The organism is Roseovarius aquimarinus (genome assembly GCF_043661195.1).
In the GTDB taxonomy this organism is placed as follows: domain Bacteria; phylum Pseudomonadota; class Alphaproteobacteria; order Rhodobacterales; family Rhodobacteraceae; genus Roseovarius; species Roseovarius aquimarinus.
The window spans coordinates 587,983-608,553 of the sequence record NZ_JBIHMM010000002.1 but is presented as its reverse complement, the minus strand read 5'-3'; the positions used below and the strand labels follow the sequence as shown (position 1 = coordinate 608,553).

Annotated in this window: 19 protein-coding genes and 1 tRNA gene; 9 read left to right on the top strand and 11 right to left on the bottom strand. The window is 65.2% G+C overall.

All coding sequences use genetic code 11. From position 1 onward, the window contains the following. Nucleotide 1: 1 nt before the first annotated feature. The 5 genes from rodA to ACGRVM_RS10405 all read right to left on the bottom strand — a co-directional run bounded on the left by rodA (nucleotide 2) and on the right by ACGRVM_RS10405 (nucleotide 5,661). Nucleotides 2-1,141 (bottom strand): rod shape-determining protein RodA, encoded by a 1,140-nt coding sequence (rodA, locus tag ACGRVM_RS10425; RefSeq protein ID WP_377170143.1) that lies wholly within the window; start codon nucleotides 1,139-1,141, stop codon nucleotides 2-4. Then, complete coding sequence (mrdA, locus tag ACGRVM_RS10420; RefSeq protein ID WP_377170145.1) at nucleotides 1,138-3,078, bottom strand: penicillin-binding protein 2; 1,941 nt, start codon at nucleotides 3,076-3,078, stop codon at nucleotides 1,138-1,140. The genes rodA and mrdA overlap by 4 nt, the downstream gene beginning before the upstream one ends. After that, nucleotides 3,075-3,605 (bottom strand): rod shape-determining protein MreD, encoded by a 531-nt coding sequence (locus tag ACGRVM_RS10415; RefSeq protein ID WP_377170148.1) that lies wholly within the window; start codon nucleotides 3,603-3,605, stop codon nucleotides 3,075-3,077. The genes mrdA and ACGRVM_RS10415 overlap by 4 nt, the downstream gene beginning before the upstream one ends. Further along, nucleotides 3,598-4,551, bottom strand: coding sequence for a rod shape-determining protein MreC (gene mreC, locus ACGRVM_RS10410; RefSeq protein ID WP_377170150.1), 954 nt, complete (start codon nucleotides 4,549-4,551; stop codon nucleotides 3,598-3,600). The genes ACGRVM_RS10415 and mreC overlap by 8 nt, the downstream gene beginning before the upstream one ends. A gap of 63 nt (nucleotides 4,552-4,614) precedes the next feature. Further along, entirely contained in the window at nucleotides 4,615-5,661 is a 1,047-nt protein-coding gene (locus ACGRVM_RS10405) for a rod shape-determining protein (protein ID WP_076531468.1), read from the bottom strand. Between the two features lie 209 nt (nucleotides 5,662-5,870). On the opposite strand from ACGRVM_RS10405, the gene ACGRVM_RS10400 reads away from it, so the two are divergent. Genes ACGRVM_RS10400 through ACGRVM_RS10390 form a run of 3 tightly spaced genes read left to right on the top strand, consistent with a single transcriptional unit; the run spans nucleotide 5,871 to nucleotide 7,391 of the window. Further along, a complete protein-coding gene (locus ACGRVM_RS10400; protein WP_377170152.1) occupies nucleotides 5,871-6,080 on the top strand; it encodes a hypothetical protein in 210 nt (69 codons plus the stop codon). Nucleotides 6,081-6,114: 34 nt separating this feature from the next. Further along, complete coding sequence (locus tag ACGRVM_RS10395; RefSeq protein WP_377170154.1) at nucleotides 6,115-6,981, top strand: urea carboxylase-associated family protein; 867 nt, start codon at nucleotides 6,115-6,117, stop codon at nucleotides 6,979-6,981. Further along, nucleotides 6,978-7,391, top strand: a complete 414-nt coding sequence (locus ACGRVM_RS10390) for a cupin domain-containing protein (protein WP_377170156.1) — start codon at nucleotides 6,978-6,980, stop codon at nucleotides 7,389-7,391. The genes ACGRVM_RS10395 and ACGRVM_RS10390 overlap by 4 nt, the downstream gene beginning before the upstream one ends. Here ACGRVM_RS10390 and ACGRVM_RS10385 read toward each other — a convergent pair. After that, on the bottom strand, nucleotides 7,354-8,457 hold the full coding sequence (locus ACGRVM_RS10385; RefSeq protein ID WP_377170158.1) for a histidine kinase dimerization/phosphoacceptor domain -containing protein: 1,104 nt from the start codon (nucleotides 8,455-8,457) through the stop codon (nucleotides 7,354-7,356). The genes ACGRVM_RS10390 and ACGRVM_RS10385 overlap by 38 nt on opposite strands. A gap of 135 nt (nucleotides 8,458-8,592) precedes the next feature. After that, nucleotides 8,593-10,269, bottom strand: a complete 1,677-nt coding sequence (ctaD, locus tag ACGRVM_RS10380; protein ID WP_377170160.1) for a cytochrome c oxidase subunit I — start codon at nucleotides 10,267-10,269, stop codon at nucleotides 8,593-8,595. 334 nt (nucleotides 10,270-10,603) lie between these two features. Here ctaD and ACGRVM_RS10375 point away from each other — a divergent pair, with 334 nt between their 5' ends. Both ACGRVM_RS10375 and ACGRVM_RS10370 read left to right on the top strand, forming a co-directional pair. Then, nucleotides 10,604-10,993, top strand: a complete 390-nt coding sequence (locus tag ACGRVM_RS10375; protein ID WP_377170162.1) for a hypothetical protein — start codon at nucleotides 10,604-10,606, stop codon at nucleotides 10,991-10,993. A gap of 274 nt (nucleotides 10,994-11,267) precedes the next feature. Continuing rightward, nucleotides 11,268-11,651, top strand: a complete 384-nt coding sequence (locus ACGRVM_RS10370) for a hypothetical protein (protein ID WP_377170164.1) — start codon at nucleotides 11,268-11,270, stop codon at nucleotides 11,649-11,651. 119 nt (nucleotides 11,652-11,770) lie between these two features. On the opposite strand, the gene lipB is transcribed toward ACGRVM_RS10370, so the two are convergent. Continuing rightward, nucleotides 11,771-12,439: a lipoyl(octanoyl) transferase LipB gene (gene lipB / locus ACGRVM_RS10365; RefSeq protein WP_377170166.1), complete on the bottom strand. Its 669-nt coding sequence runs from the start codon at nucleotides 12,437-12,439 to the stop codon at nucleotides 11,771-11,773. Nucleotides 12,440-12,574: 135 nt separating this feature from the next. On the opposite strand from lipB, the gene ACGRVM_RS10360 reads away from it, so the two are divergent. From ACGRVM_RS10360 to tig, 3 genes are all read left to right on the top strand, one after another. Beyond that, a tRNA-Leu gene (locus ACGRVM_RS10360) sits at nucleotides 12,575-12,660 on the top strand. Nucleotides 12,661-12,821: 161 nt separating this feature from the next. After that, the gene (locus ACGRVM_RS10355) at nucleotides 12,822-13,970 is read left to right on the top strand and encodes a benzoate/H(+) symporter BenE family transporter (protein ID WP_394624049.1); all 1,149 of its coding nucleotides are present in this window, start codon (nucleotides 12,822-12,824) and stop codon (nucleotides 13,968-13,970) included. A 109-nt stretch (nucleotides 13,971-14,079) separates the two neighbouring features. Continuing rightward, nucleotides 14,080-15,414, top strand: a complete 1,335-nt coding sequence (gene tig, locus ACGRVM_RS10350) for a trigger factor (protein WP_377170170.1) — start codon at nucleotides 14,080-14,082, stop codon at nucleotides 15,412-15,414. Nucleotides 15,415-15,562: 148 nt separating this feature from the next. On the opposite strand, the gene ACGRVM_RS10345 is transcribed toward tig, so the two are convergent. Beyond that, entirely contained in the window at nucleotides 15,563-16,327 is a 765-nt protein-coding gene (locus ACGRVM_RS10345; RefSeq protein ID WP_377170172.1) for a class II aldolase/adducin family protein, read from the bottom strand. 130 nt (nucleotides 16,328-16,457) lie between these two features. Between ACGRVM_RS10345 and ACGRVM_RS10340 the strand changes: the two genes are divergently transcribed. Continuing rightward, the gene (locus tag ACGRVM_RS10340; RefSeq protein WP_377170174.1) at nucleotides 16,458-17,405 is read left to right on the top strand and encodes a GlxA family transcriptional regulator; all 948 of its coding nucleotides are present in this window, start codon (nucleotides 16,458-16,460) and stop codon (nucleotides 17,403-17,405) included. A 152-nt stretch (nucleotides 17,406-17,557) separates the two neighbouring features. Here the strand turns inward: ACGRVM_RS10340 and metG are convergent, their stop codons facing one another. Further along, complete coding sequence (metG, locus tag ACGRVM_RS10335) at nucleotides 17,558-19,276, bottom strand: methionine--tRNA ligase (protein WP_377170176.1); 1,719 nt, start codon at nucleotides 19,274-19,276, stop codon at nucleotides 17,558-17,560. Nucleotides 19,277-19,346: 70 nt separating this feature from the next. Further along, nucleotides 19,347-20,570, bottom strand: a complete 1,224-nt coding sequence (locus ACGRVM_RS10330) for an MFS transporter (protein WP_377170178.1) — start codon at nucleotides 20,568-20,570, stop codon at nucleotides 19,347-19,349. Nucleotide 20,571 lies beyond the last annotated feature (1 nt).

The following is a 20,571-nucleotide window of genomic DNA, read 5'->3' as shown; positions in this document are numbered from 1 at the left end:
GTTACCTCGGCTTGTGGACATGCGCGCTCTGGACCATGCCGAAACCGATCATGAGGATCAACATGGCCGAGCCGCCATAGCTCACCAGCGGGAGCGGCACGCCGACAACGGGTGCAAGCCCCATGACCATCGACATGTTGACCGCGAAGAAGAGGAAGAACGTCGCCGCGACGCCAAGGGTCAGCAGGGACGAGAAGCGGTCGCGGTTCGTCATCGCCGTCACGATGCAGAAGACGATGATGAGCGCGTAGAGCCCCAGAAGCGAGATCGCCCCGATGAAGCCGAATTCCTCGGCCAGCGTGGTGAAGATGAAGTCGGTATGCTTCTCGGGCAGGAAGTTGAGCCGCGATTGTGTGCCTTGCATGAAGCCGCGCCCCGTCCAGCCGCCCGATCCCAACGCGATCTTGGACTGGGTGATGTGATAGCCCGCGCCGAGCGGGTCCTGACTGGGATCGAGAAAGGTGTCGATGCGGCGGAACTGGTAATCCGCGATGAGCTGCCAATCCGTGCCGCGGCTCTTGAAAACGGCGGTGACGAGACCGATCCCCGCCGCGAAGACGCCCGCGAAATAGGCCCAATGCACCCCGGCGAGAAACATCATTCCGCCGCCCGCCGCGATCAGCAGGATCGACGTGCCCAGATCGGGCTGCTTGAGCACGAGATAGACCGGAACGAGGATGATGGCGACGGGGATGATCACCCAGAGCGGCCGCGACGTCTTTTGCAGCGGCAGCCAGTCGTAATAGGCGGCCAGAAGCATCACGAGCGTGATCTTCATCAGCTCCGAAGGTTGCAGGCGCATGAAGCCGAGATCGATCCAGCGCTGCGCGCCCATGCCGACGGTGCCGACGAACTCGACCGCCACGAGCAGCGCCAGCGAGACCGCATAGGCGAGCGCCGAGATGTTGCGCCAGAACCAGATCGGCACCATCGCCGCGATCAGCATGGCCGCGAAACCGACGCCGAAGCGTTTCATCTGCGGGTCCATCCACGGTGTGCGCGAGCCGCCCGCCACCGAATAGAGCATGAGAAAGCCGACGCAGGCCACCGCGACGAGCAGCACCGCAAGCGGCCAGTTCACGTAGAGGATCTTGCGAAGGCCCGTGGGGACGCTCTTGACCGAATATTCGAGATAGCTCATGCGCGATCGCTCGGTTTCGGGCCGTGATGCGGGCGTGCGTCGCGCAGCCGTTTCTGCTGCGCCTCGATGCGGGCGCGGTCGGCGGCGGGATAGGCGTCGAGGGGCGGATCGCCCTGGTAGAGCGCCTGCAAGGTGATGTCGCGCGCGATGGGGGCGGCGACGGCCGAGCCGCCGCCGCCATGCTCGACAACCACGCAGACGGCGACCTTCGGGTTCTCGTAGGGCGCGTAGTTCACGAAGAGCGCGTGATCGCGGCGCTCCCACGGCAGGTCCTCGTTGCGCACGACGCCTTGCGCGCGCTCGGCGGCGGTGATGTTGCGCACCTGGCTCGTGCCGGTCTTGCCGGCCATGCGCATGGTCTCGGCGATGATGCGGCTGCGATAGGCGGTGCCGCGCTTGTTGTTCGACACATCGTACATCGCGCGGCGCACGTTGCGCAGGTTGTTCTCGTTGAGGCCGAGATCCTCGCCGTGGCCCGTGGGCGTCTCGACCCCGTCGACGGACTTGATGAGCCGCGGCGTGACCGCCCGCCCCGTGGCCAGCCGCGCGGTCATGACGGTGAGTTGCAGCGGCGAGGTGAGCACGAAGCCCTGGCCGATCGAGGCGTTGACGCTGTCGCCGATCACCCATTCGGCGCCGCGCGCGCTGCGCTTCCAGTCCTTGGTCGGGATCAGCCCCTCGGCCACGCTGGTCATCGGCAGGTCATGCGCGACCCCGAGCCCGAGCCTGTGGGACATCTCGCTGATCTTCTCGATCCCGGTGCGCAGCGCCATTTCGTAGAAATAGACGTCGCAGCTTTCGCGCAGCGCGCCGCTGAGGTCCATGTTGCCATGACCCGCGCGCTTCCAGCAGTGAAAGCGCCGCCCGCTCACCTCGAGGTGGCCGGGGCAATAGACTGTATCCTCCGCCGTGGCCTTGCCGTCTTCCAGCGCGGCGAGCGCGGTCACCATCTTGAAGGTCGAGCCGGGGGGGTAGATGCCCTGCACCGCCTTGTTCGGCAGCGGGCGATACTTGTTTTCGAGAAGCGCGTTGTAGTCGCTGACGGAAATGCCGCGCACGAAGAGGTTGCTGTCGAAGCCCGGGGTCGAGACGCTGGCGAGGATGTCGCCGCTCTCGCAATCCATCACGACGGCGGCGGCGCTTTCGCCTTCGAGCCGCGCATGGACATAGCTTTGCAGGTTGCTGTCCGTGGTGATCTGCACGTCGCGGCCCGGCTCGCCCTCGCGGCGATCGAGCTCGCGCATGACGCGGCCCGCCGCGTTCTGCTCGATCCGCTTGGTTCCGGCCTTGCCGCGCAGCAGGTCCTCCTGCATCTTTTCGAGACCGACCTTGCCGATCTGGAAGCGCGGGATGAGCAGAAGCTGATCCGGCGCCTCGATCTTCTCGAGGTCGTAATCGCTGACCGGGCCGACATAGCCCAGCACATGCGCGTATTCCTGCTCCATCGGATAGCGGCGCGACAGGCCCACTTCGGGGCGCACGCCGGGCAGGGCGGGCGCGTTGACCGCAACGCGGCTCAGCTCTTCCCAGCTGATGCGGTCGGCGATGGTCACAGGGTGCACGCGTGAGCGGCGCATCTCCTCGCGGGCGCGCTCGAGATCCTCGGGATCGAGATGGATGAGGCGGCCCAGCCGCGCGATCGTGTCCTCCACATCGCCCGCCTCCTCGCGCTCGAGGATGATGCGGTAACTCGGCACGTTCTCGGCGACCACGATGCCGTTGCGATCGAAGATCTGCCCGCGTGCGGGCGGAATGAGCCGGATCTTGATCCGGTTCTCCTCGGCCAGAAGGCGGAACTGGTCGGCCTGATCGACCTGCAAATGGCGCATGCGCCATGCCAGCAGCCCGAGAAAACCCGCCTGACCCGCGCCCAGAATCAGGCCACGGCGCGTGATGCTCCGCTGACTGATGGCCGTATCGCGCGTCTGGCGTTTCATATCCGTCCTCTTCCTTCGCTGGGCTTCGCCTTGCGTACCCCGAGGGCAAGCGATGAGACGAGCACCACCAAGGGGTAACATAGCACCGTCATCGCCATTTGCATCAGGCTGAGGCCGAGCGGCGCCTGCGGAATGAGCAGGATGGCAAGGCTCAGCCGATAGGCCAGCGTGATCGCCAGAAGCGCGACGCCCACGGTCAGCCATTCGGGGCCGAACCCCATGTCGCGCAGGCCGGGCGCGCGCGCCTTCAGCGCCTCGCAGGCGAGCACGACGAGCGCGGCCCAAAGGCCCGGGGGACGCTGGAACATCAGATCGGCCAGAAGCACGACCACCGCGACCAGCAGCGCGGGCACGAAGGAGGGGCGCCGCAGCGCCCATGCGAAGGCCAGGGCCACGATGAGATCCGGCCCCGCCCAGCCCGCCGGCAGCGTGTCGAGCGGCAGGATGCGCCAGAAGATCACGCCGAGGCAGAGCGCGGCGAAAAGGCCGCGCATGGCCCAGAGATGCGCGCGGCTCTCTTCAGTCACCCGAAGAGCTCCCGGCCGGGGGCGTCGCGGGCTCGGGCGCGAGGCGTGCGGCGGCGGGCGCCTCGGGCAGGGGGGCGGTGGGCGGCGCGTCGGGAGCGATCAGATCGCCCGTGTCGTCGATGCGCGTACCGCCATGGTTGCGCAGCACCCGCAGGAATTCGAGCCGCTCGTAATCTGCGGCGAGCCGCAGGCGCAGGCGCCCGCCCGGATCGAGCGCGACGCGCCCCACCAGAAGGCCCGCCGGAAAGACGCCGCCGTCGCCGGAGGTGATGACCCGGTCGCCCGGCCGCACGCTGCCCGCATCCTCGAGAAAGTCGATGGGCGGCGCGGCGGTATTGTCGCCGAGGATGAGCGCGCGCTGGCCCGATGGCTGGACGGTCACGGGAATGCGGCTCGATGTGTCGGTCAGGAGGATCACGCGCGAGGAATTGTCGCCCACGCCCGAGATGCGCCCGACAAGGCCCAGCCCGTCCATCGCGGCCCAGCCATCGACGATGCCGTCGCGCGCGCCCACATTCAGCAGCACGGATTGCCGGAAGGGCGAGCCGCTATCGGCGGTTACCACGCCGGTGACATAGGTGAGGCGCGGGTCGAGCCGCACGTTGTTGAGATCGAGAAGGCGGGCGTTCTCCTGCTCGAGTTGCAGCGCCGCCTCTTTCCACGCCTGCATCTGCTGCAACTCCCGGCGCAGCTCCTGATTCTGGCTGTAGATACGCTGATAGCTCTGGAAATCGCGCAAAAGATTGACGGTGCCGGTCACGGGGGCCATCGCCCAGTCGAAATTCGGCACGACGGCGTCGATCACCGCCGCGCGGAAACGCTCGACGCGCGGGCTGTCGATGCGCCAGAGCAGAAAGAGGCCCAGAAGGCACACGAGGAGCACACCCAGCATCAGCCGCTTGAGCGGGCCGGCATAGTCTTCGGACTGTTTGCGATCCTTGGCCAAACGGGGATCCCTGCGGTCTCTTGGCGCCGCGCCCCGGCAGGCGGCGGCACGGCGCGGGCGCGGTTAGCTGTCGTAATCTATCGCGTGGCGAAGCTGTTTTTCAAACTCGAGCGCTTTGCCGGTGCCGAGGGCCACGCAATTCAGGCTCTCGTCGGCGATGCTTACGGCAAGGCCGGTCTGCTCGCGCAGCGCGAGATCGAGATCGCCCAGAAGCGCGCCGCCCCCGGTGAGCATGACGCCCCGGTCCACAATATCGGCGGCGAGGTCCGGCGGCGTTGCCTCGAGCGCGGTCATCACCGCCTCGCAGATCTGCTGCACCGGCTCCGACAGGGCCTCGGCCACCTGGGCCTGGCTGATCTCGGTTTCCTTCGGCACGCCGTTCAAAAGGTCGCGTCCCCGGATCTTCATCGTCTCGCCGCGTCCGTCATCGGGCATGCGCGCGGTGCCGATCGAGGTCTTGATCCGCTCGGCGGTGGCATCGCCGATCAGGAGGTTCTGCTGGCGGCGCAGGTAGTTGATGATCGCCTCGTCCATGCGGTCGCCGCCGACGCGGACGGAGCGGGCATAGACGATGTCGCCGAGGCTGAGCACCGCGACCTCGGTCGTGCCGCCGCCGATATCGACGACCATGTTGCCGGTGGGATCGGTGATCGGCATGCCCGCGCCGATGGCCGCAGCGATGGGCTCGGCAATCAGGCCGGCGCGGCGGGCACCGGCGCTGAGCACCGACTGGCGGATCGCGCGCTTTTCAACGGGCGTCGCGCCATGCGGCACGCAGACGATGATCTTCGGCTTCGAGAAGGTCGTGCGTTTATGCACCTTGCGGATGAAATGCTTGATCATCGCCTCGGCGGTGTCGAAATCGGCGATGACGCCCTCGCGCATGGGCCGGATCGCCTCGATGCTGCCGGGCGTGCGGCCCAGCATCAGCTTGGCATCCTCGCCCACCGCCAGCACCTTCCGCACGCCGTCCTTGACGTGATAGGCGACGACCGAAGGCTCCGACAGGATGATCCCGCGCCCCTTGACATAGACCAGCGTGTTCGCCGTGCCGAGGTCAATGGCCATGTCCGAGGTGAACATCCCCGGAATTCTGCTCAAGATGGACATGAAGGGCGGTGTCCTGTTTCTGGTGTAAACACAAAAAGCGACTCTGGGTCGTTGGTATCACGTCCTTATAGAGAGGGGCAGGGCGCGGTTAAAGGCCCTGTTTCGTGGCTGTCAGCGTCAATTCGCCTGTATCCGGCGGCCCTGCCGGGCTTGAGGCCCGGGGCGCCGCGCGCTACCCCTTGGGCGAGGAAAAGCCGAGGGGTCACCGGATGATGTTTGCAGTAATCGGACTTGCGGTCGCCTTCGTCCTCATTGTCATCTTTTCCGACGCGGGCACCAAGAATTGCCGCTGGCGGGAGGATCACACGCGCGATGCCGACGGCCAGCGCTATTATCACTGCATGAATTGCGGCGCCGAGACCTGGACCGGGACGGGCAAGCCGCCCAAGATCTGCCTTGCCGCCGCGCCCGGCAAATGATGCCCGCCCCGACAGACCGCCCGAGAGGATGCTCATGACCCAGCCCCCCGACGCCGAGGCGCGCCGCGCCGTTTCGCCCGTGATCTGCTATCCCAACGAGACGCTGGCGACGCCCGATCTCGCGCTATACGCCAAGGCGCGGGCGGACGCGGTCAAGGTAGCCGAGCTGCGCGTCGCGCCGCGCGATGCGGGCTGCTTTCGGGCGCCGGCGGGGCATTTCTTTCGCATCACGTCAGTCGAGGGCCCGCAGGTGGGCGACCTCAATCTCTGGGCCGCCGAGGATCTCGACGAGCGGTTCTATTCCGGCAAGACGCGCGCGCTCCACGGCACGCACATCACGCGCGGCGAGCGCATGTGGTCGAGCTTTCCCTACCTTCGTCCCATGGCCACGGTCGTGGAGGACACGCTCGAATGGTACGGCATCGACGCTTTCGGCGGCTCGGTCCATGACGTGATCGGCACGCGCTGCGATCCCTACACGCATAATCTTCTGGCGGGCGGGCAGTATCATCATTGCTGCCATTCGAACCTGACGCGCGCCTTGGCGGACGAGACCGGCCTGCCGCTGCACGAGGCCGAGCGGCATGTGCATGACGTGCTCAACGTCTTCATGTGCACCGGCTTCACGCGCGATACGGGGCAGTATTTCATGAAGGCGAGCCCCGTGTGCCCCGGCGATTATCTCGAGTTCTTCGCCGAGATCGACCTTCTGGGCGCGCTCAGCGCCTGCCCCGGCGGCGATTGCTCGGCGCAGCATTCCTCGGACGTGGCGGTCTGCCATCCGCTCCTGGTCGAGGTCTTCGCACCCGCGCCGGGCGCTTTGGACGGCTGGTCGAGCCCGGCGCCGAATGGCTATGACCGCACGCATGGGCGCGGGCCGATCGCGGGACGCGCGGGATGATCTTCTACGCGCCGGGCGATGATGTCGGCCCGCTCGAGGAGTGGGGTCTGACCGATCCGGTCAGCGATTACGTTATCCTGCGCGGCGCGCCGCGCACCTTCGGGCGTCTCGATGCCGGCGGGCCGGGGCACGAGACCCGCTTCGGCATCTGGCGCTGCACGGCGGGTGCGTTCGAGTGCACCGAACAGGGTGACGAGCTCATGACCATCCTCGCGGGGCGCTGCCGCCTCATCGATCACGCCACGGGTGACGCGCGCGAGCTCGCGCCGGGAGACAGCCTCTTTCTGCGGGACGGCAGCCGCGTCACATGGGACATGCGCGAGGAGGTCACCAAGGTGTTCTTCGGCCGCAAGCCGGGCGGGTTTCAGGCGCTCAGCCGGCCAGTTCCGCCACGTCGAATTCGAGGCTGAGAACCGGCCCGCCCTCCGAGGCGTCGATGAAAAGCTCCGCCTCCAGCTCGGCGCAGACGACCTGCGCGATGAGCATGCCGAGGCCGCCATGGCCCGGCTCCGCGTCCTGCGGCAGGCCCACGCCGTCATCGCGGCAGGTGATGCGCACCTTGCGACCATGTTCCAGCGCGTCGAGACTCACGTCGATCCGTCCCGCGCGGCCGTCCGGAAAGCCGTGCTTGGACGCGTTCGCCACGAACTCGTTGATGAGCGTTCCCACCGCGACCGCTTGGGCGGGCAAAAGCTCCACCGGATCGGCGACGAGCTTCAGCATCACGTTTTCGGGCAGGAGCGCCGACAGGTTCGCGGCGAGCGCGCGCCCGTACTCGGCCAGATCGACGGCATGCGCGCCCGAGCCGCGATAGAGCTGCTCATGCAGGAACGCCACGGCCTCGAGCCGGGCTTTGACCTCACCGAGCGCACGTTTCGTCTCGGCCTGCTCTGCCTGACGCTGCTGGATGCTGACGAGGGCCGACAGCGATTGAAGCGAATTCTTGGTGCGGTGATCGACCTCCTGGCGCAGCAGCGTGTTCGAGCGCAGCGCCTTGCGCATGTCGAGCTGCGCCATCACCTGACGTGCCAGCACGCGCAGCGTGTCGCGCTGAAGCGGGGTCAAAACTTTTGGCGCATAATCCAGAACGCAGAGCGTGCCGAGCGGCAGGCCGTCCTCGCCGGTCAAGAGCGCGCCGGCGTAGAAGCGCAATCCCGGCTCGCCCATGCAAAGCGGGTTGTCGGACATGCGCGGGTCCTGAAGCGTATCCGCGATCTCGACGAATTCGCTTTCGAGGATGACATGCGAGCAGAGTGACGTGGCGAGGGGCGTCTCGCGCACGCCCAGCCCCGTCTCGGCCTTGAACCACTGGCGGTCCTCGTCGATGAAGTTCACGACGCTGATGCTGGTGTCGCAGATCTGCGAGGCGAGCTGCACCAGATCGTCGAAATCCTTCTCCGGGTCCGTGTCGAGGATCTCGTAACTGCGCAGCAGGACGAGGCGTTCGTCTTGTCGGGGGTGGGGCTGCGCTTTCACCAGGCACCTTTGCAGTCGGGGCGCGACGGGATGCGCGGTTGGAATTCCTGCAGGTTATGCCCGTTTTTCGTGCTGGGAAAAGAAAAAAGGCCCCGGATCGCTCCGGGGCCTTCTGTCATTCGGTCCGAGCCGCGGCTAGTGCGCGTGGCCCTTGTCCCAGTCTTCGCGCTTGGGAAGCTGCTCGAACGTGTGCTCGGGCGGCGGGCTGGGCAGGGTCCATTCCAGCGTGTCCGCATACTCGTTCCACGGGTTGTTCTCGGTCACCTTGCGGCCCTTGAAGAGCGCGTAGAGGATCACGCCGAAGAAGAACACGAAGCTCGCGAAGGAGATGAACGCGCCGATGGACGACCACCAGTTCCAGAGGGCGAATGCCTCGGGATAGTCGATGTAGCGGCGGGGCATCCCCTGACGGCCCAGGAAGTGCTGCGGGAAGAACGTCAGGTTCGCACCGATGAACATCGCCCAGAAGTGCAGCTTGCCGGCCCATTCGGGATACATGCGGCCCGTCATCTTCGGGAAGTAGAAGTAGATCCCCGCGAAGATGGCGAACACGGCACCGAGGCTCATCACGTAGTGGAAATGCGCCACGACATAATAGGTGTCGTGATAGGCGCGGTCGATGCCGGCCTGGCTGAGCACGATGCCCGTCACGCCGCCCACGGTGAAGAGGAAGAGGAAGCCGAACGCCCAGAGCATCGGCGTCTTGAACTCGATCGAGCCGCCCCACATCGTCGCGATCCAGCTGAACACCTTCACGCCCGTCGGCACCGCGATCACCATCGTGGCCAGCATGAAGTAGGACTGCTGCGTCAGCGACATGCCCACCGTGTACATGTGGTGCGCCCAGACCACGAAGCCGAGCGCGCCGATGGCGATCAGCGCCCAGACCATCGGCAGGTAGCCGAAGATGGGCTTGCGCGAGAAGGTCGCGATGACGTGGCTGATGATGCCGAAGCCGGGCAGGATGATGATGTAGACCTCGGGGTGTCCGAAGAACCACAGGATGTGCTGGTAAAGCACCGGATCGCCGCCGCCCGCCGGGTCGAAGAAGGTCGTCCCGAAGTTACGGTCGGTCAGCAACATCGTGATGGCGCCCGCCAGAACCGGCAGCGACAGCAGGATCAGCCAGCCGGTGACGAAGATCGACCATGCGAAGAGCGGCACCTTGAAGAGGGTCATGCCCGGCGCGCGCATGTTGAGGAAGGTCGTGATGATGTTGATCGCGCCGAGGATCGAGCTCGCGCCCGACACGTGGATCGCGAAGATCGCGAGGTCCATCGAGATGCCCGGCGAATTGGTCGAGAGCGGCGGGTAGAGAACCCAGCCCACGCCCGCGCCGAGCGCGCCGTTGTTGCCACCCGGCGTCAGCATCGACGCGACGCCCAGCGAGGTGCCCGCGACATAGAGCCAGTAGCTGAGGTTGTTCATCCGCGGGAACGCCATGTCCGGCGCACCGATCTGCAGCGGCATGAAGTAGTTGCCGAAACCGCCGAAGAGGGCGGGAATCACCACGAAGAACATCATCAGGACGCCGTGATAGGTGATCATCACGTTCCACAGATGCCCGTCGGGGGTGCAGGGCGCGGAGGCGTCGGCGATGAAGCGCGCGCCTTCGAGGCACATGTACTGCACGCCGGGATCCATGAGCTCGAGGCGCATGTAGATGGTGAAAAGAACCGAGAGCAGGCCGACGATCGCCGACGTGATCAGGTAGAGGATACCGATATCCTTGTGGTTCGTGGACATGAACCACCGGGTGAAGAACCCTCGTTCGTCGTGGTGGTCGTGGCCATGGATGGCTGCATCTGCCATATGTGCCTCCTGCTGGAATTGGGCCGCACGCGCAAACGATCAGCGCCGCGCGAGCGGGTATGCTGGTCGGTGTTTTAGTCTGCCGGGCCGGGCCGGGCAACGGCGTAGTGGTCTTGCGATCAAATAAAATTGTCGCACCCTTCAGGCCCCAAGCGGCCTGAATTTCACGTATTTGTCCTGCATCGCGCGCTGATCGGCGCCGCCTGCACACGCGCCTGTCACGCGAAGGTGTGGAGGACGTGCGGAACAAGGCTGCCTCGGGCGGTCTTGTCTGCCGGTGCGCGCCGCGTCTGCATGGTGCAGCCGGTGGCGGCGCAATCTGGAGGATGAATTAATGACTTTTACGATCAAGACGATGACCGCCGCCGCTGCCCTCGGCCTGATGTCGGGCGCGGCTTTCGCGGATACCGACATGACCTGCGGGGATTTCATGGCGATGGACAGCGAAGGCCAGATCGAGGCGATGGGGATGATCCAGGGCCCGGATGGAGGCCGCGATTCGGCACGCGCCGAGGCGAACGGCGCGACAGAAGCCTCGGGCGGCGAAGCCGTCAGCAGCTCGAGCGCGGATGACGAGATGAACCAGGACAGCGGCCAGGAGGGCCAGCAGGACATGGCGCGCGGCGACGATGACGAAATGATGGCGGCCGTGCTCGATCACTGCAAGGGCGGCGACGAGCTTCTGGTCAAGGATGTCGTTCCCGGCGATGGCATGGGCCAGTGACGCCCGCCGTCGCGATCGAAATGGATTGCTGATTCGGCCTGACGGGCCGAGCACCACCCTGAGCCCGCCGCGTGCATGGATGCGCGGCGGGCTTTATCTTGCGCTCTGCCCTTGGCCGTTTCGCCCCTTCCTCCGCTACCCGGAAACAGGGCGGAGAAAAAATGCGGGCCTGCCGGGAACTGATCGCGCCGGGCCGGTGTTGGGGGTCCAAGCGACGTGAAGGCTGTCGAAAGGCGCCATGACGCGTTGTCTGAGTTGAAACAAGGAGATTGAAATGACCAACTTCACCAAGCTGACCGCCGCCGCCGCCGTGACGCTGGGCACCGCCCTGTCGACCGGCGCCTACGCCGACGACCATGGCGACATGACCTGCGGCGAATACAACGCCATGAGCGCCGACGATCAGCTCTCCGCACGCGCCGAGATGGGCCGCGAAGGCCAGCGCGACGCCGGTATGGGCGAAGATGCGACCGAGGCGGAAGTCGGCACCGAGCAGGCCAATGACGACGGCACGCAGAACGACGATGCCGGCCGCGAAGGTCAGCGCGATGAGGCCATGGGCGACGACGATGCCGCCTATGCCGAAGCGATCGTCGAGCACTGCAAGGGCGGTGACGACCTGATGATCAAGGACGTCCGTCACCCGACGGCCGGCTAACGAGACAACGCTGCCCACGTCCTGCGCGCGCCCTTCCCGTCCCTTCTGAGCGCAGCGCCGCATGACGATGCGTTGAGGCCCGCAATCCGCCCCGGATTGCGGGCCATTTTCATGCGCATTCAGCGCGCTGCGTCTGAAATGTCTCCGAAAACCTTGTCAAACCGTCGCCGCAGGGCGACATCGACATCCTCCATCGTCACCGGAAGACCCAGATCGACGAGGCTGGTCACGCCATGCTCGGCGATGCCGCAGGGAACAATGCCGCTGAAATGCTCGAGATCGGGCTCCACGTTGATCGAAATGCCGTGAAAGCTGATCCATTTGCGCAGCCGCACGCCGATCGCAGCAATCTTCTCTTCGGGCGCGACGCCCGAGGCGCTCAGCGGCTTGTCGTGGCGGGTGACCCAGACGCCGACGCGGCCCTCGCGCAGCTCGCCCGTCACGTTGAATTCGTCCAGCACCGCGACCACCCAGGCCTCGAGCTTCTGCACGAAGGCCCGCACGTCCCGCCCGCGCCTGCCCACATCCAGCATGACATAGACCACGCGCTGCCCGGGGCCGTGATAGGTGTATTGCCCGCCGCGCCGCGCCTCATGGACGGGGAATCGGGCAGGATCGACCAGATCTTCGGGGCGCGAGGACGTGCCGGAGGTATAGAGTGGCGGGTGCTCCAGCAGCCAGATGAGTTCGGGCGCCGTGCCGGCCGCGATCGCGGCCACGCGCTCTTCCATGAGGGCGAGCGCCTCGTCATAGCCGGTCAGGCCGGGCGTTGTTTTCCATTCCACCATGGGGCGGTGATACACCGGCGCCCCGGAAGGGAAAAGCGCCCGAAGGCGGCTGCGGGGCGCATGCGAAAATTCCGCGGATTTCCCCCTTCACAATCCCGGCGAGAGGCGCTAAACGCCGTGGCACACCATGACAGTGCGGTCGTGGCGGAATGGTAGACGCGCAGCGTTGAGGTCGCTGTGGGGTAAAACCCGTGGAAGTTCGAGTCTTCTCGACCGCACCAATGGCGTAACGCGCCAGAACAAGTTCTCCCGAAAAAACGAACCTCTTTCGAGAGCCCGCCAAGTGCCTCGGCGCCGCCCCGGGCGCTTTTGCCCTGCCGCTTGCCCCGATCTTTGGCTAGAACCCGTGGCGAGAGCAGCTTGCGAAAGATCCGCCATGCGCATGTCCGTCATCATCTCGGCCCTCGTGGCGGTCCTCGTGGGGTTCGGCGGCTCGGTCGCGATCATCCTGTCGGCGGCGGACGCGCTGGGCGCGACGGAGGGGCAGAAGGCCACGTGGATCACGGTGCTGTGCCTGTCGATGATGGCGACCACGGCGATCCTCAGCATCCGCCACCGACTGCCCATCGTCACGGCATGGTCGACGCCCGGGGCGGCGGTGCTCGCGGCGGTCAGTGCCACGTCGATGGAGGTGGCGACGGGCGCGTTCGTCATCGCGGCGCTCATGCTGATCGCAACGGGCCTCGTGCCCGCGCTCGAAAAGGCAGTTGCGCGCATTCCGGGCGAGGTGGCCTCTGCCATGCTCGCGGGCGTTCTCTTCAGCTTCGTCGCGCAGGCGGGCCTCGTGATACCGGGCGCGGAATGGCTGGTCCTGCCTCTTCTGGCGCTCTTCTTCACCGTGCGGGCCTTCTCTCCGATCTGGGCTGTTCTGGCGGTGCTGGCGACGGGAGTGCCGCTGGCGATGGCTCTGGGACTGGCCGATCCGGTCTGGCAGGGCGGGCTGCCGCCGATGCATCTCGTCCGGCCGGAATGGGAGGCGGGCGCAATACTGGGCATCGCGGTTCCGCTCTACCTCGTCACGATGGCGTCGCAGAACCTGCCCGGCTTCGCCGTGCTGCGGGCGGCGGGCTATCAGGTGCCGGGCCGCTCGATCCTGACGGTGACCGGGCTGGCCTCGCTCGCCTCGGCGCCATTCGGCGCGCATAGCACGAACCTCGCGGCGATCACGGCATCCATCTGCACCGGCCCCGACGCGCATCCCGATCCGGGCAAGCGCTGGCTGACCGGGCCGGTCTATGCCGCCGGCTATGCCGCGATCGCGCTGGTGGCGATGCCGCTCGTCCTTCTTTTCGCGAGCTTTCCGCCCGCGCTCATCGCCGTCGTCGCAGGCGTCGCGCTTCTGGGGCCTTTCATCGGTGCGCTCGGCGGCGCGCTGGCATCGGGCGCGCATGCGGCGCCGGCGGCGGTGACCTTCGTCGTGACCGCATCGGGCCTCACGCTGCTCGGGGTGGGGGCGGCCTTCTGGGGGCTGGTCGCGGGGCTCGCGCTCGTCGGTGTCGAGACCGCGCGCGCGGCGCTTCGCCGCGGCTGACGCAATCCAAGACTCCCCTTGCGCGCGCAGCGGTGCCCCCATAGAAAGCGCATGATTTTGACCGCTGCGGACGCCTCCGCGGCCCGAATGCAATGGATAAGGACGTACAATGCAGGTCACCGAGACCCAGAACGAAGGCCTCAAGCGCGCCTATAAAATGCTCCTCACGGCTCAGGAGCTGGACGCCAAGGTCATGGAGAAGCTCAAGGAAGCCCAGCCCGAAGTCGAGATGAAGGGCTTTCGCAAGGGCAAGGTGCCGCTTGCGCTCTTGAAGAAGCAGTTCGGCCAGCGCGTGATGGGCGAGGCCATGCAAGAGGCCGTCGACGATGCCATGAAGGCGCATTTCGCCGAGAAGGGCGAGCGCCCGGCCGCCGAGCCCGCGATGAAGATGACCAACGAGGATTGGAAAGAGGGCGACGACGTCGAGGTCGAAATGTCCTACGAGGCGCTTCCCGAGGTTCCCGAGCTCGACCTGAGCAAGATCAAGCTCGAGCGTCTGAAAGTCGTGCCCGGCGACGCCGAAGTCGATGAGGCGCTCAAGAACCTCGCGTCGAACGCGCAGGATTTCGAGGACCGCAAGAAAGGCTCCAAGGCCAAGGACGGCGATCAGGTCACGATGGATTTCGTCGGCAAGGTCGATGGCGAAGCCTTCGAAGGCGGCTCGGCCGAGGATTATCCGCTGGTTTTGGGCTCGGGCAGCTTCATTCCCGGCTTCGAGGAGCAACTCGTCGGCGTGAAGGAGGGCGAGGAGAAGGACGTCACCGTCAATTTCCCCGAGGATTATCAGGCCGCGCATCTGGCGGGCAAGGAAGCCGTCTTCAGCTGCACGATCAAGGCCGTCAAGGCGCCCAAGGACGCCGAGATCAATGACGAGCTGGCCAAGAAATTCGGCTCCGAGGATCTCGAGACCCTCAAGGGCCAGGTTCGCGAGCGGCTCGAGGCCGAGTACGGCAGCGCCAGCCGCGCCATCATGAAGCGCGCGATGCTGGACGAGCTGGACAAGATGGTCAGCTTCGATCTGCCGCCCTCGATGGTCGAGCAGGAAGCCAAGCAGATCGCGCATCAGCTCTGGCACGACGAGAACCCCGAGGTGAAGGGCCACGATCACGGCGAGATCGAGACCACCGCCGAACACCAGAAGCTGGCCGAGCGCCGCGTTCGCCTGGGCCTTCTGCTGGCCGAGCTTGGCCAGCGCGCCGAGATTCAGGTGACCGATCAGGAAATGACGCAGGCCATCATGGAACAGGCCCGCCAGTATCCGGGTCAGGAGCGTCAGTTCTTCGAGTTCATCCAGCAGAACCAGCAGATGCAGCAGCAGATGCGCGCGCCGATCTTCGAGGACAAGGTCATCGACTACGTCGCCGAGCAGGCGAAGGTGACCGAGAAGGAAATCTCGAAAGCCGAGCTGGAGAAAGAGATCGAGAAGCTGGACGAGGACGCGTAAGCGACTCCAGTCTAGCGGAATTACGAAGGGCGGGCCGTTTGGCCCGCCCTTTTTGATTTTCGGACAATCCCGACCCGAATATCAGCTTCAAGCCGAGGCTTGCAGAAACTGCGCGATCCAAGACGGCGCGCTTCGGAGCGTCCGGAACCTAGGTTGCATGATCGCTGCCGCGACTTTCCAGCATACGGATAAGTCCCGGCCATTCCGTCTTTCCATTGTAGTTGTAGTGTTCGGAAGCCGCCATTTGATCCTGATATCTCGCTACTTTTTGCGGGTCGATCAGGTGCAGGTCTCTGCCCATCGCCAATGTCTTGATCTGCGTGCTGCAGGTTTGCCGCAAGAAGTAAGCGCGAAAGAAAGCAGCAGCCGCTGTCTCGCCCAGAGCATAATAGCCGTGGTTCCGGCTGATCAGTATCTGGTTGTCTCCAAGCTGCTTTACGAAATGTGCGCCGAAGGCCTCATCTTCCTCGAATTCGTATTCGATGTAGCCTGTGATATTGCCCAGATAGACCGCAGGTTGGTTGAGCGGCAACAACCCGTCCTCGATGGAGCCGACAGCCATGACCTCTTCATCATGCCCATGGACGAAGAAGCTCGCGTCCGGCCGCGAGCCCAATATCCATTGGCAAAGGTTCTGCACGCCATCATTCAACCATGGGGCGTCCGGGGCGACGGGCTGGCCGTCTGCGTTGATTTTCACCATATCCGAGGCGCGCGCTTCTTCCCAGAACATGCCGTAGGGATGCACGAGGTAATGGTCCGGCTCCTCCGGCACGCGGGCGCATACGGCACCATTCACGAGGTCAGACATACCGTAATGGGCGATGATCCGAAACAGGGCTGCGAGCTCAACCCGCGTGTTCCATTCGGCATCGGAGCAGGTATGGTGCGCATTCATCTTCGTCACGGGCATTGCATTATCCTTTCATGGAGCGTTTTCGGCGCGCAAATGACGTTCCGAAAACGCTACAGCGAAGCAGAGCGCCGGACTTGACGCCAATCAGCAAAGAAGTGACACCGTTTGACAAAGTGACGGAGAAGACATGCCACGCGTTGCAATTGTTCTGACCGACAGCTTCCCGATCCTGTCGTTGACGCTGGTGACGGAGCCCCTGCGTGTCGCCAATCGCGAGCTGGCTCAGAAATCCTGGCAGTGGCGCATCCTGTCGACGTTCGGCGGCCCTGTGCGCAGTTCCAGCGGGCTTGAGATTCAGAGCCAGCCTCTGGACGAGGCGCAAGATGACATCGTCCTGCTCATCTCCGCCTATGCGCCCGAGATTGCATTGACCAAACCCCTGCTTTCCTGGCTGCGACGCCGGGCACGCGCAGGTGCGCTGATGGGCTGTGTCGATACGGGCGCAATGATCTTTGCCGAAGCTGGTTTGCTGGCGAAGACCCCTGCCGCGGTTCATCACGAAGCTTTGCGTGGATACCGCGAAGCCTATGCCGATCAGATGTTTGTCGATCGACTGCATGACCTGTCCGGCGACCGCTGTTCCAGCGCCGGGGGCGTTGCGACGTTCGACATGACGCTTGCTTTGATCGAACGGTTCAACACGCGCGACATGTCCAGACGTGTAGCCGAAATCCTAAACTACCGCCCTTCCGGACATGTGCGCGACCAGAAAAAAATGGTGGCCGAAACATCCTTGAGCAAACTGGACCGCACGTTGGGCCGTGCTGTCGATTTGATGCTTGGAAATTTATCGGAGCCGATTGCCATATCCAAAATCGTGGAGCAGCTGGCAATTCCGCACTGGACCCTTGCCCGATTGTTCCAGCGACATCTCAACCAATCACCAGCCGCCTATTACCGTCATGTCAGATTGAGCGAAGCCAAAAACCTGCTGCTCAATTCCAGCTACCGGATCAGCGCCATTGCCGGAATGTGTGGTTTCGACAACCCCGAGAGCTTTTCGCGTGCTTACAAAAGGCGGTTCGGTGAGACCGCCTCGCAGACAAGATCATCGTTGTCCGACGGAACTCGATAGCAGACCTTTGGAACGAAGACCCAAGTCTTCGCTAAGTCCCGCAAAGCCTGCATTAGACTCCCCAGCCTGAACCGCAGCAGGCCACCGTTCCAACGGCTTTCCGATGTCCCACCCGGTCGAAGCTGGCGTAATCCTATCGCCTGCCTTCTCCGCTACTCGCGCACGCCGGAAAACCGCGCCTGCCAGCCCTCGCGCTGCTCGTCGGTGATCTTGGCGAAGGCCACATCCGGCACGGTGAAGGCATGGCCCGCCTCCAGAACGCCAAGCGCCGCGCGCACGTCGTCGGGCCAGCTGTCGTCCTCGGTCTGCATCGCCTTCAGCATGTCCGCCGCCGCATCGGGCACGAAGGGCGCGCTCAGCACGCCGTAGAGGCGCACGAGGTTCAGCGCGAGACGGATCTGCGCGGCGGCCTTGTCGGGGTCGGTCTTGAAGACGGTCCAGGGCGCGACCGATTGCAGATACTCGTTCCCGGCCACCCAGATGCCGCGCAGCTCGGCGGCTGATTTGCGCACCTCCATCGCCTCCATCGAGCGCTCATAGGCGCGCACGCGGGCGGTGATGGTCTCGATCAGCGCCTCTTCCTCGGGGCCATAGCTGCCGGCCTCCGGCACCGCCTCGCCGAATTTCGAGCGGCAGAACTTGGTCACGCGGCTGACGAAATTGCCCAGGACGTCCGCCAGATCCTTGTTCACCGAGCTTTGGAAATTCTCCCAGGTGAACTCCGAGTCGCTCGACTCGGGCGCATGGCTCAGCAGCCACCAGCGCCAGTAATCGGGCGGCAGGATGTCGAGCGCCTGGTCCATGAAGACGCCGCGCCCCTGGCTCGTGCTGAACTGTCCGCCATCGTAATTGAGATAGTTGAACGACTTGATGTAATCGACGAGTTTCCATGGCTCGCCGCTGCCCAGAATGGTGGCCGGAAAGCTGAGCGTGTGGAAGGGCACGTTGTCCTTGCCCATGAACTGCGTATAGCGCACGTCCTCCGCGCCCTTGTCCGTGCGCCACCAGCGCTCCCACGCATCATCGCCAAGGCCATGCGCCTCGGCCCATTCCCCGGCGCAGGCGATATATTCGATGGGCGCGTCGAACCAGACGTAAAAGACCTTGCCCTCCATGCCCGGCCAATCCTGATCGCCGCGCTTGACCGGGATGCCCCAATGCAGATCGCGGGTGATGCCCCGGTCCTGCAAGCCGTCGCCGTCATTGAGCCATTTGCGCGCGATGGACGTGGTGAGAATGGGCCAATCGGTTTTCTCGTCGATCCACGCGTTCAGTTGGGCGCGCATCCCGGACTGCATGAGATAGAGATGCTTGGTCTCGCGCACCTCGAGGTCGGTGGAGCCGGAAATGGCGCTGCGCGGATTGATGAGGTCGGTGGGATCGAGCTGCTTGGTGCAGTTCTCGCATTGATCGCCCCGGGCCTTGTCGTAGCCGCAATTGGGGCAGGTGCCCTCGATATAGCGGTCGGGCAGGAAGCGCGCGTCGGCGACGGAATAGACCTGCTTTTCGCTCACCTCGCGGATCAGTCCCTGATCGGCGAGACGGCCGGCGAAATGCTGGGTCAGCGCGTGGTTCTGCTTGCTCGACGAGCGTCCGAAATGATCGAAGCTGAGGCGAAAGCCCTTGGCGATCTCGGCCTGAACGCCGTGCATCTCGGCGCAATACTGATCGACGGGTTTCCCGGCCTTCTTGGCGGCCAGTTCGGCGGGCGTGCCATGCTCGTCGGTGGCGCAGAGGAAAAGCACCTCATGGCCGCGCCCGCGCAGGTAGCGTGCATAGAGGTCGGCGGGCAACTGGCTGCCCACGAGATTGCCCAGATGCTTGATCCCGTTGATATAGGGAATCGCCGATGTGATCAGATGCCGTGCCATGCCGCGCCTCGCTTGATGCCTTGGCGCGTGCTTTAGCGCAGGGGCGCCGGCTTTGCCAGAGGATCGGGCCTCACCCCTTGTCGCGGAAGCGCTGGGTGAGCCGCCCGATGATGAAGGAGGTGCGCGGGCTCCAGACGTAACGCGTGCGCGCGGCGCTCGTCGGGCGCGCCCGCATCCGCGCGATGCCGAAAACCACCAGAAGCACATGGCCCACGGCGATCATCATGAACATGGCCGAGGGGCCGTAGCCCTGGATGAGCTTCGAGGCGAGCAGCGGCGCGGCGATGGCGCCGAGCGCGTAGAAGAACATGAGCGCCGCCGACAGCTCGACCCGCTGGTCGTCACGGGCGAAGTCGTTCGCGTGGGCCGCCGAGACCGAATAGATCGGAAAGGACACCACGCCGAAGAAGAACGCCGTCAGCATCACCCCGTCCGCCGAGATCGCCCCGAGCCGCGCGGTGACGACGCAGCTTATGGTGGCGGCGATCGACAGACCTATGAGGACGTGGCGGCGGTCGAATTTGTCGGCGAGCCAGCCCACCGGGAACTGCGCCAGCGCGCCGCCCAGCACGAAGGCCGCCAGAAACCAGGCGATCTGCTCGATCGCGAGGCCGACCTGCTCGCCATAGAGCGGGCCGACCATGCGGAAGGTCGCGCTGCTGAGCGCCGCCGTCACCACCCCCGCCGCCGCGAGCGGCGAGCAGGCGATGGCCAGCATGGGGCGCAGGCGCGGCGCGCTCGGCGTCTCGGGCTGCTCGGCGCGGGTCAGCGTGATCGGCAGAAGGGCCGCGCAGCAGATCAGCGCGAGGATGTTGTAGGAGACGTAGGACGCCGGCTCGAGCACCGAAATCAGCATCTGCGCGAAGAGCGACGCGCCCGAGTCGGCGATGCGGTAGACCCCCATCGCGCGCCCGCGCGTCGCGTTTGTGACCTTGGCCTGAAGCCACGCCTCGAGCACCGTGTAGCATCCCGCGACGCACAGCCCCATCGCCACGCGCATCAGCGCCCAGGCCCAGGCATCGATCACCATCATATGCGCGATGAGCGACATCGCCCCCGTCGCGGTGAACGCGGCGAAGGCGCGGCTGTGGCCCACGCTGCCCATGAGACGCGGCGCCCACCAGCAGCCGATGAAGAAGCCGAAGAAATGCGCCGAGCCGAGAAGGCCGATCTCGGCCGTCGTGAATTCGAGCGCGAGTCCGCTCAGCGCATCGAGCGGCCCGAGCCCGCCCGAGGAAAGCTGCATGAGAATGACCGACAGGAAAAGCGCCGCGAAAGAGATCATCATGCGCATG

Coding starts and splice junctions, on each gene's coding strand:
- ACGRVM_RS10330 (WP_377170178.1), bottom strand. CDS start 20,570: ATGCGCATGATGATCTCTTTCGCGGCGCTTTTCCTGTCGGTCATTCTC.
- ACGRVM_RS10400 (WP_377170152.1), top strand. CDS start 5,871: ATGATGTTTGCAGTAATCGGACTTGCGGTCGCCTTCGTCCTCATTGTC.
- ACGRVM_RS10395 (WP_377170154.1), top strand. CDS start 6,115: ATGACCCAGCCCCCCGACGCCGAGGCGCGCCGCGCCGTTTCGCCCGTG.
- ACGRVM_RS10355 (WP_394624049.1), top strand. CDS start 12,822: ATGTCCGTCATCATCTCGGCCCTCGTGGCGGTCCTCGTGGGGTTCGGC.
- ACGRVM_RS10405 (WP_076531468.1), bottom strand. CDS start 5,661: ATGTCCATCTTGAGCAGAATTCCGGGGATGTTCACCTCGGACATGGCC.
- ACGRVM_RS10390 (WP_377170156.1), top strand. CDS start 6,978: ATGATCTTCTACGCGCCGGGCGATGATGTCGGCCCGCTCGAGGAGTGG.
- metG (WP_377170176.1), bottom strand. CDS start 19,276: ATGGCACGGCATCTGATCACATCGGCGATTCCCTATATCAACGGGATC.
- ACGRVM_RS10375 (WP_377170162.1), top strand. CDS start 10,604: ATGACTTTTACGATCAAGACGATGACCGCCGCCGCTGCCCTCGGCCTG.
- rodA (WP_377170143.1), bottom strand. CDS start 1,141: ATGAGCTATCTCGAATATTCGGTCAAGAGCGTCCCCACGGGCCTTCGC.
- ACGRVM_RS10340 (WP_377170174.1), top strand. CDS start 16,458: ATGCCACGCGTTGCAATTGTTCTGACCGACAGCTTCCCGATCCTGTCG.
- ACGRVM_RS10345 (WP_377170172.1), bottom strand. CDS start 16,327: ATGCCCGTGACGAAGATGAATGCGCACCATACCTGCTCCGATGCCGAA.
- lipB (WP_377170166.1), bottom strand. CDS start 12,439: ATGGTGGAATGGAAAACAACGCCCGGCCTGACCGGCTATGACGAGGCG.
- tig (WP_377170170.1), top strand. CDS start 14,080: ATGCAGGTCACCGAGACCCAGAACGAAGGCCTCAAGCGCGCCTATAAA.
- ACGRVM_RS10370 (WP_377170164.1), top strand. CDS start 11,268: ATGACCAACTTCACCAAGCTGACCGCCGCCGCCGCCGTGACGCTGGGC.
- mrdA (WP_377170145.1), bottom strand. CDS start 3,078: ATGAAACGCCAGACGCGCGATACGGCCATCAGTCAGCGGAGCATCACG.
- ctaD (WP_377170160.1), bottom strand. CDS start 10,269: ATGGCAGATGCAGCCATCCATGGCCACGACCACCACGACGAACGAGGG.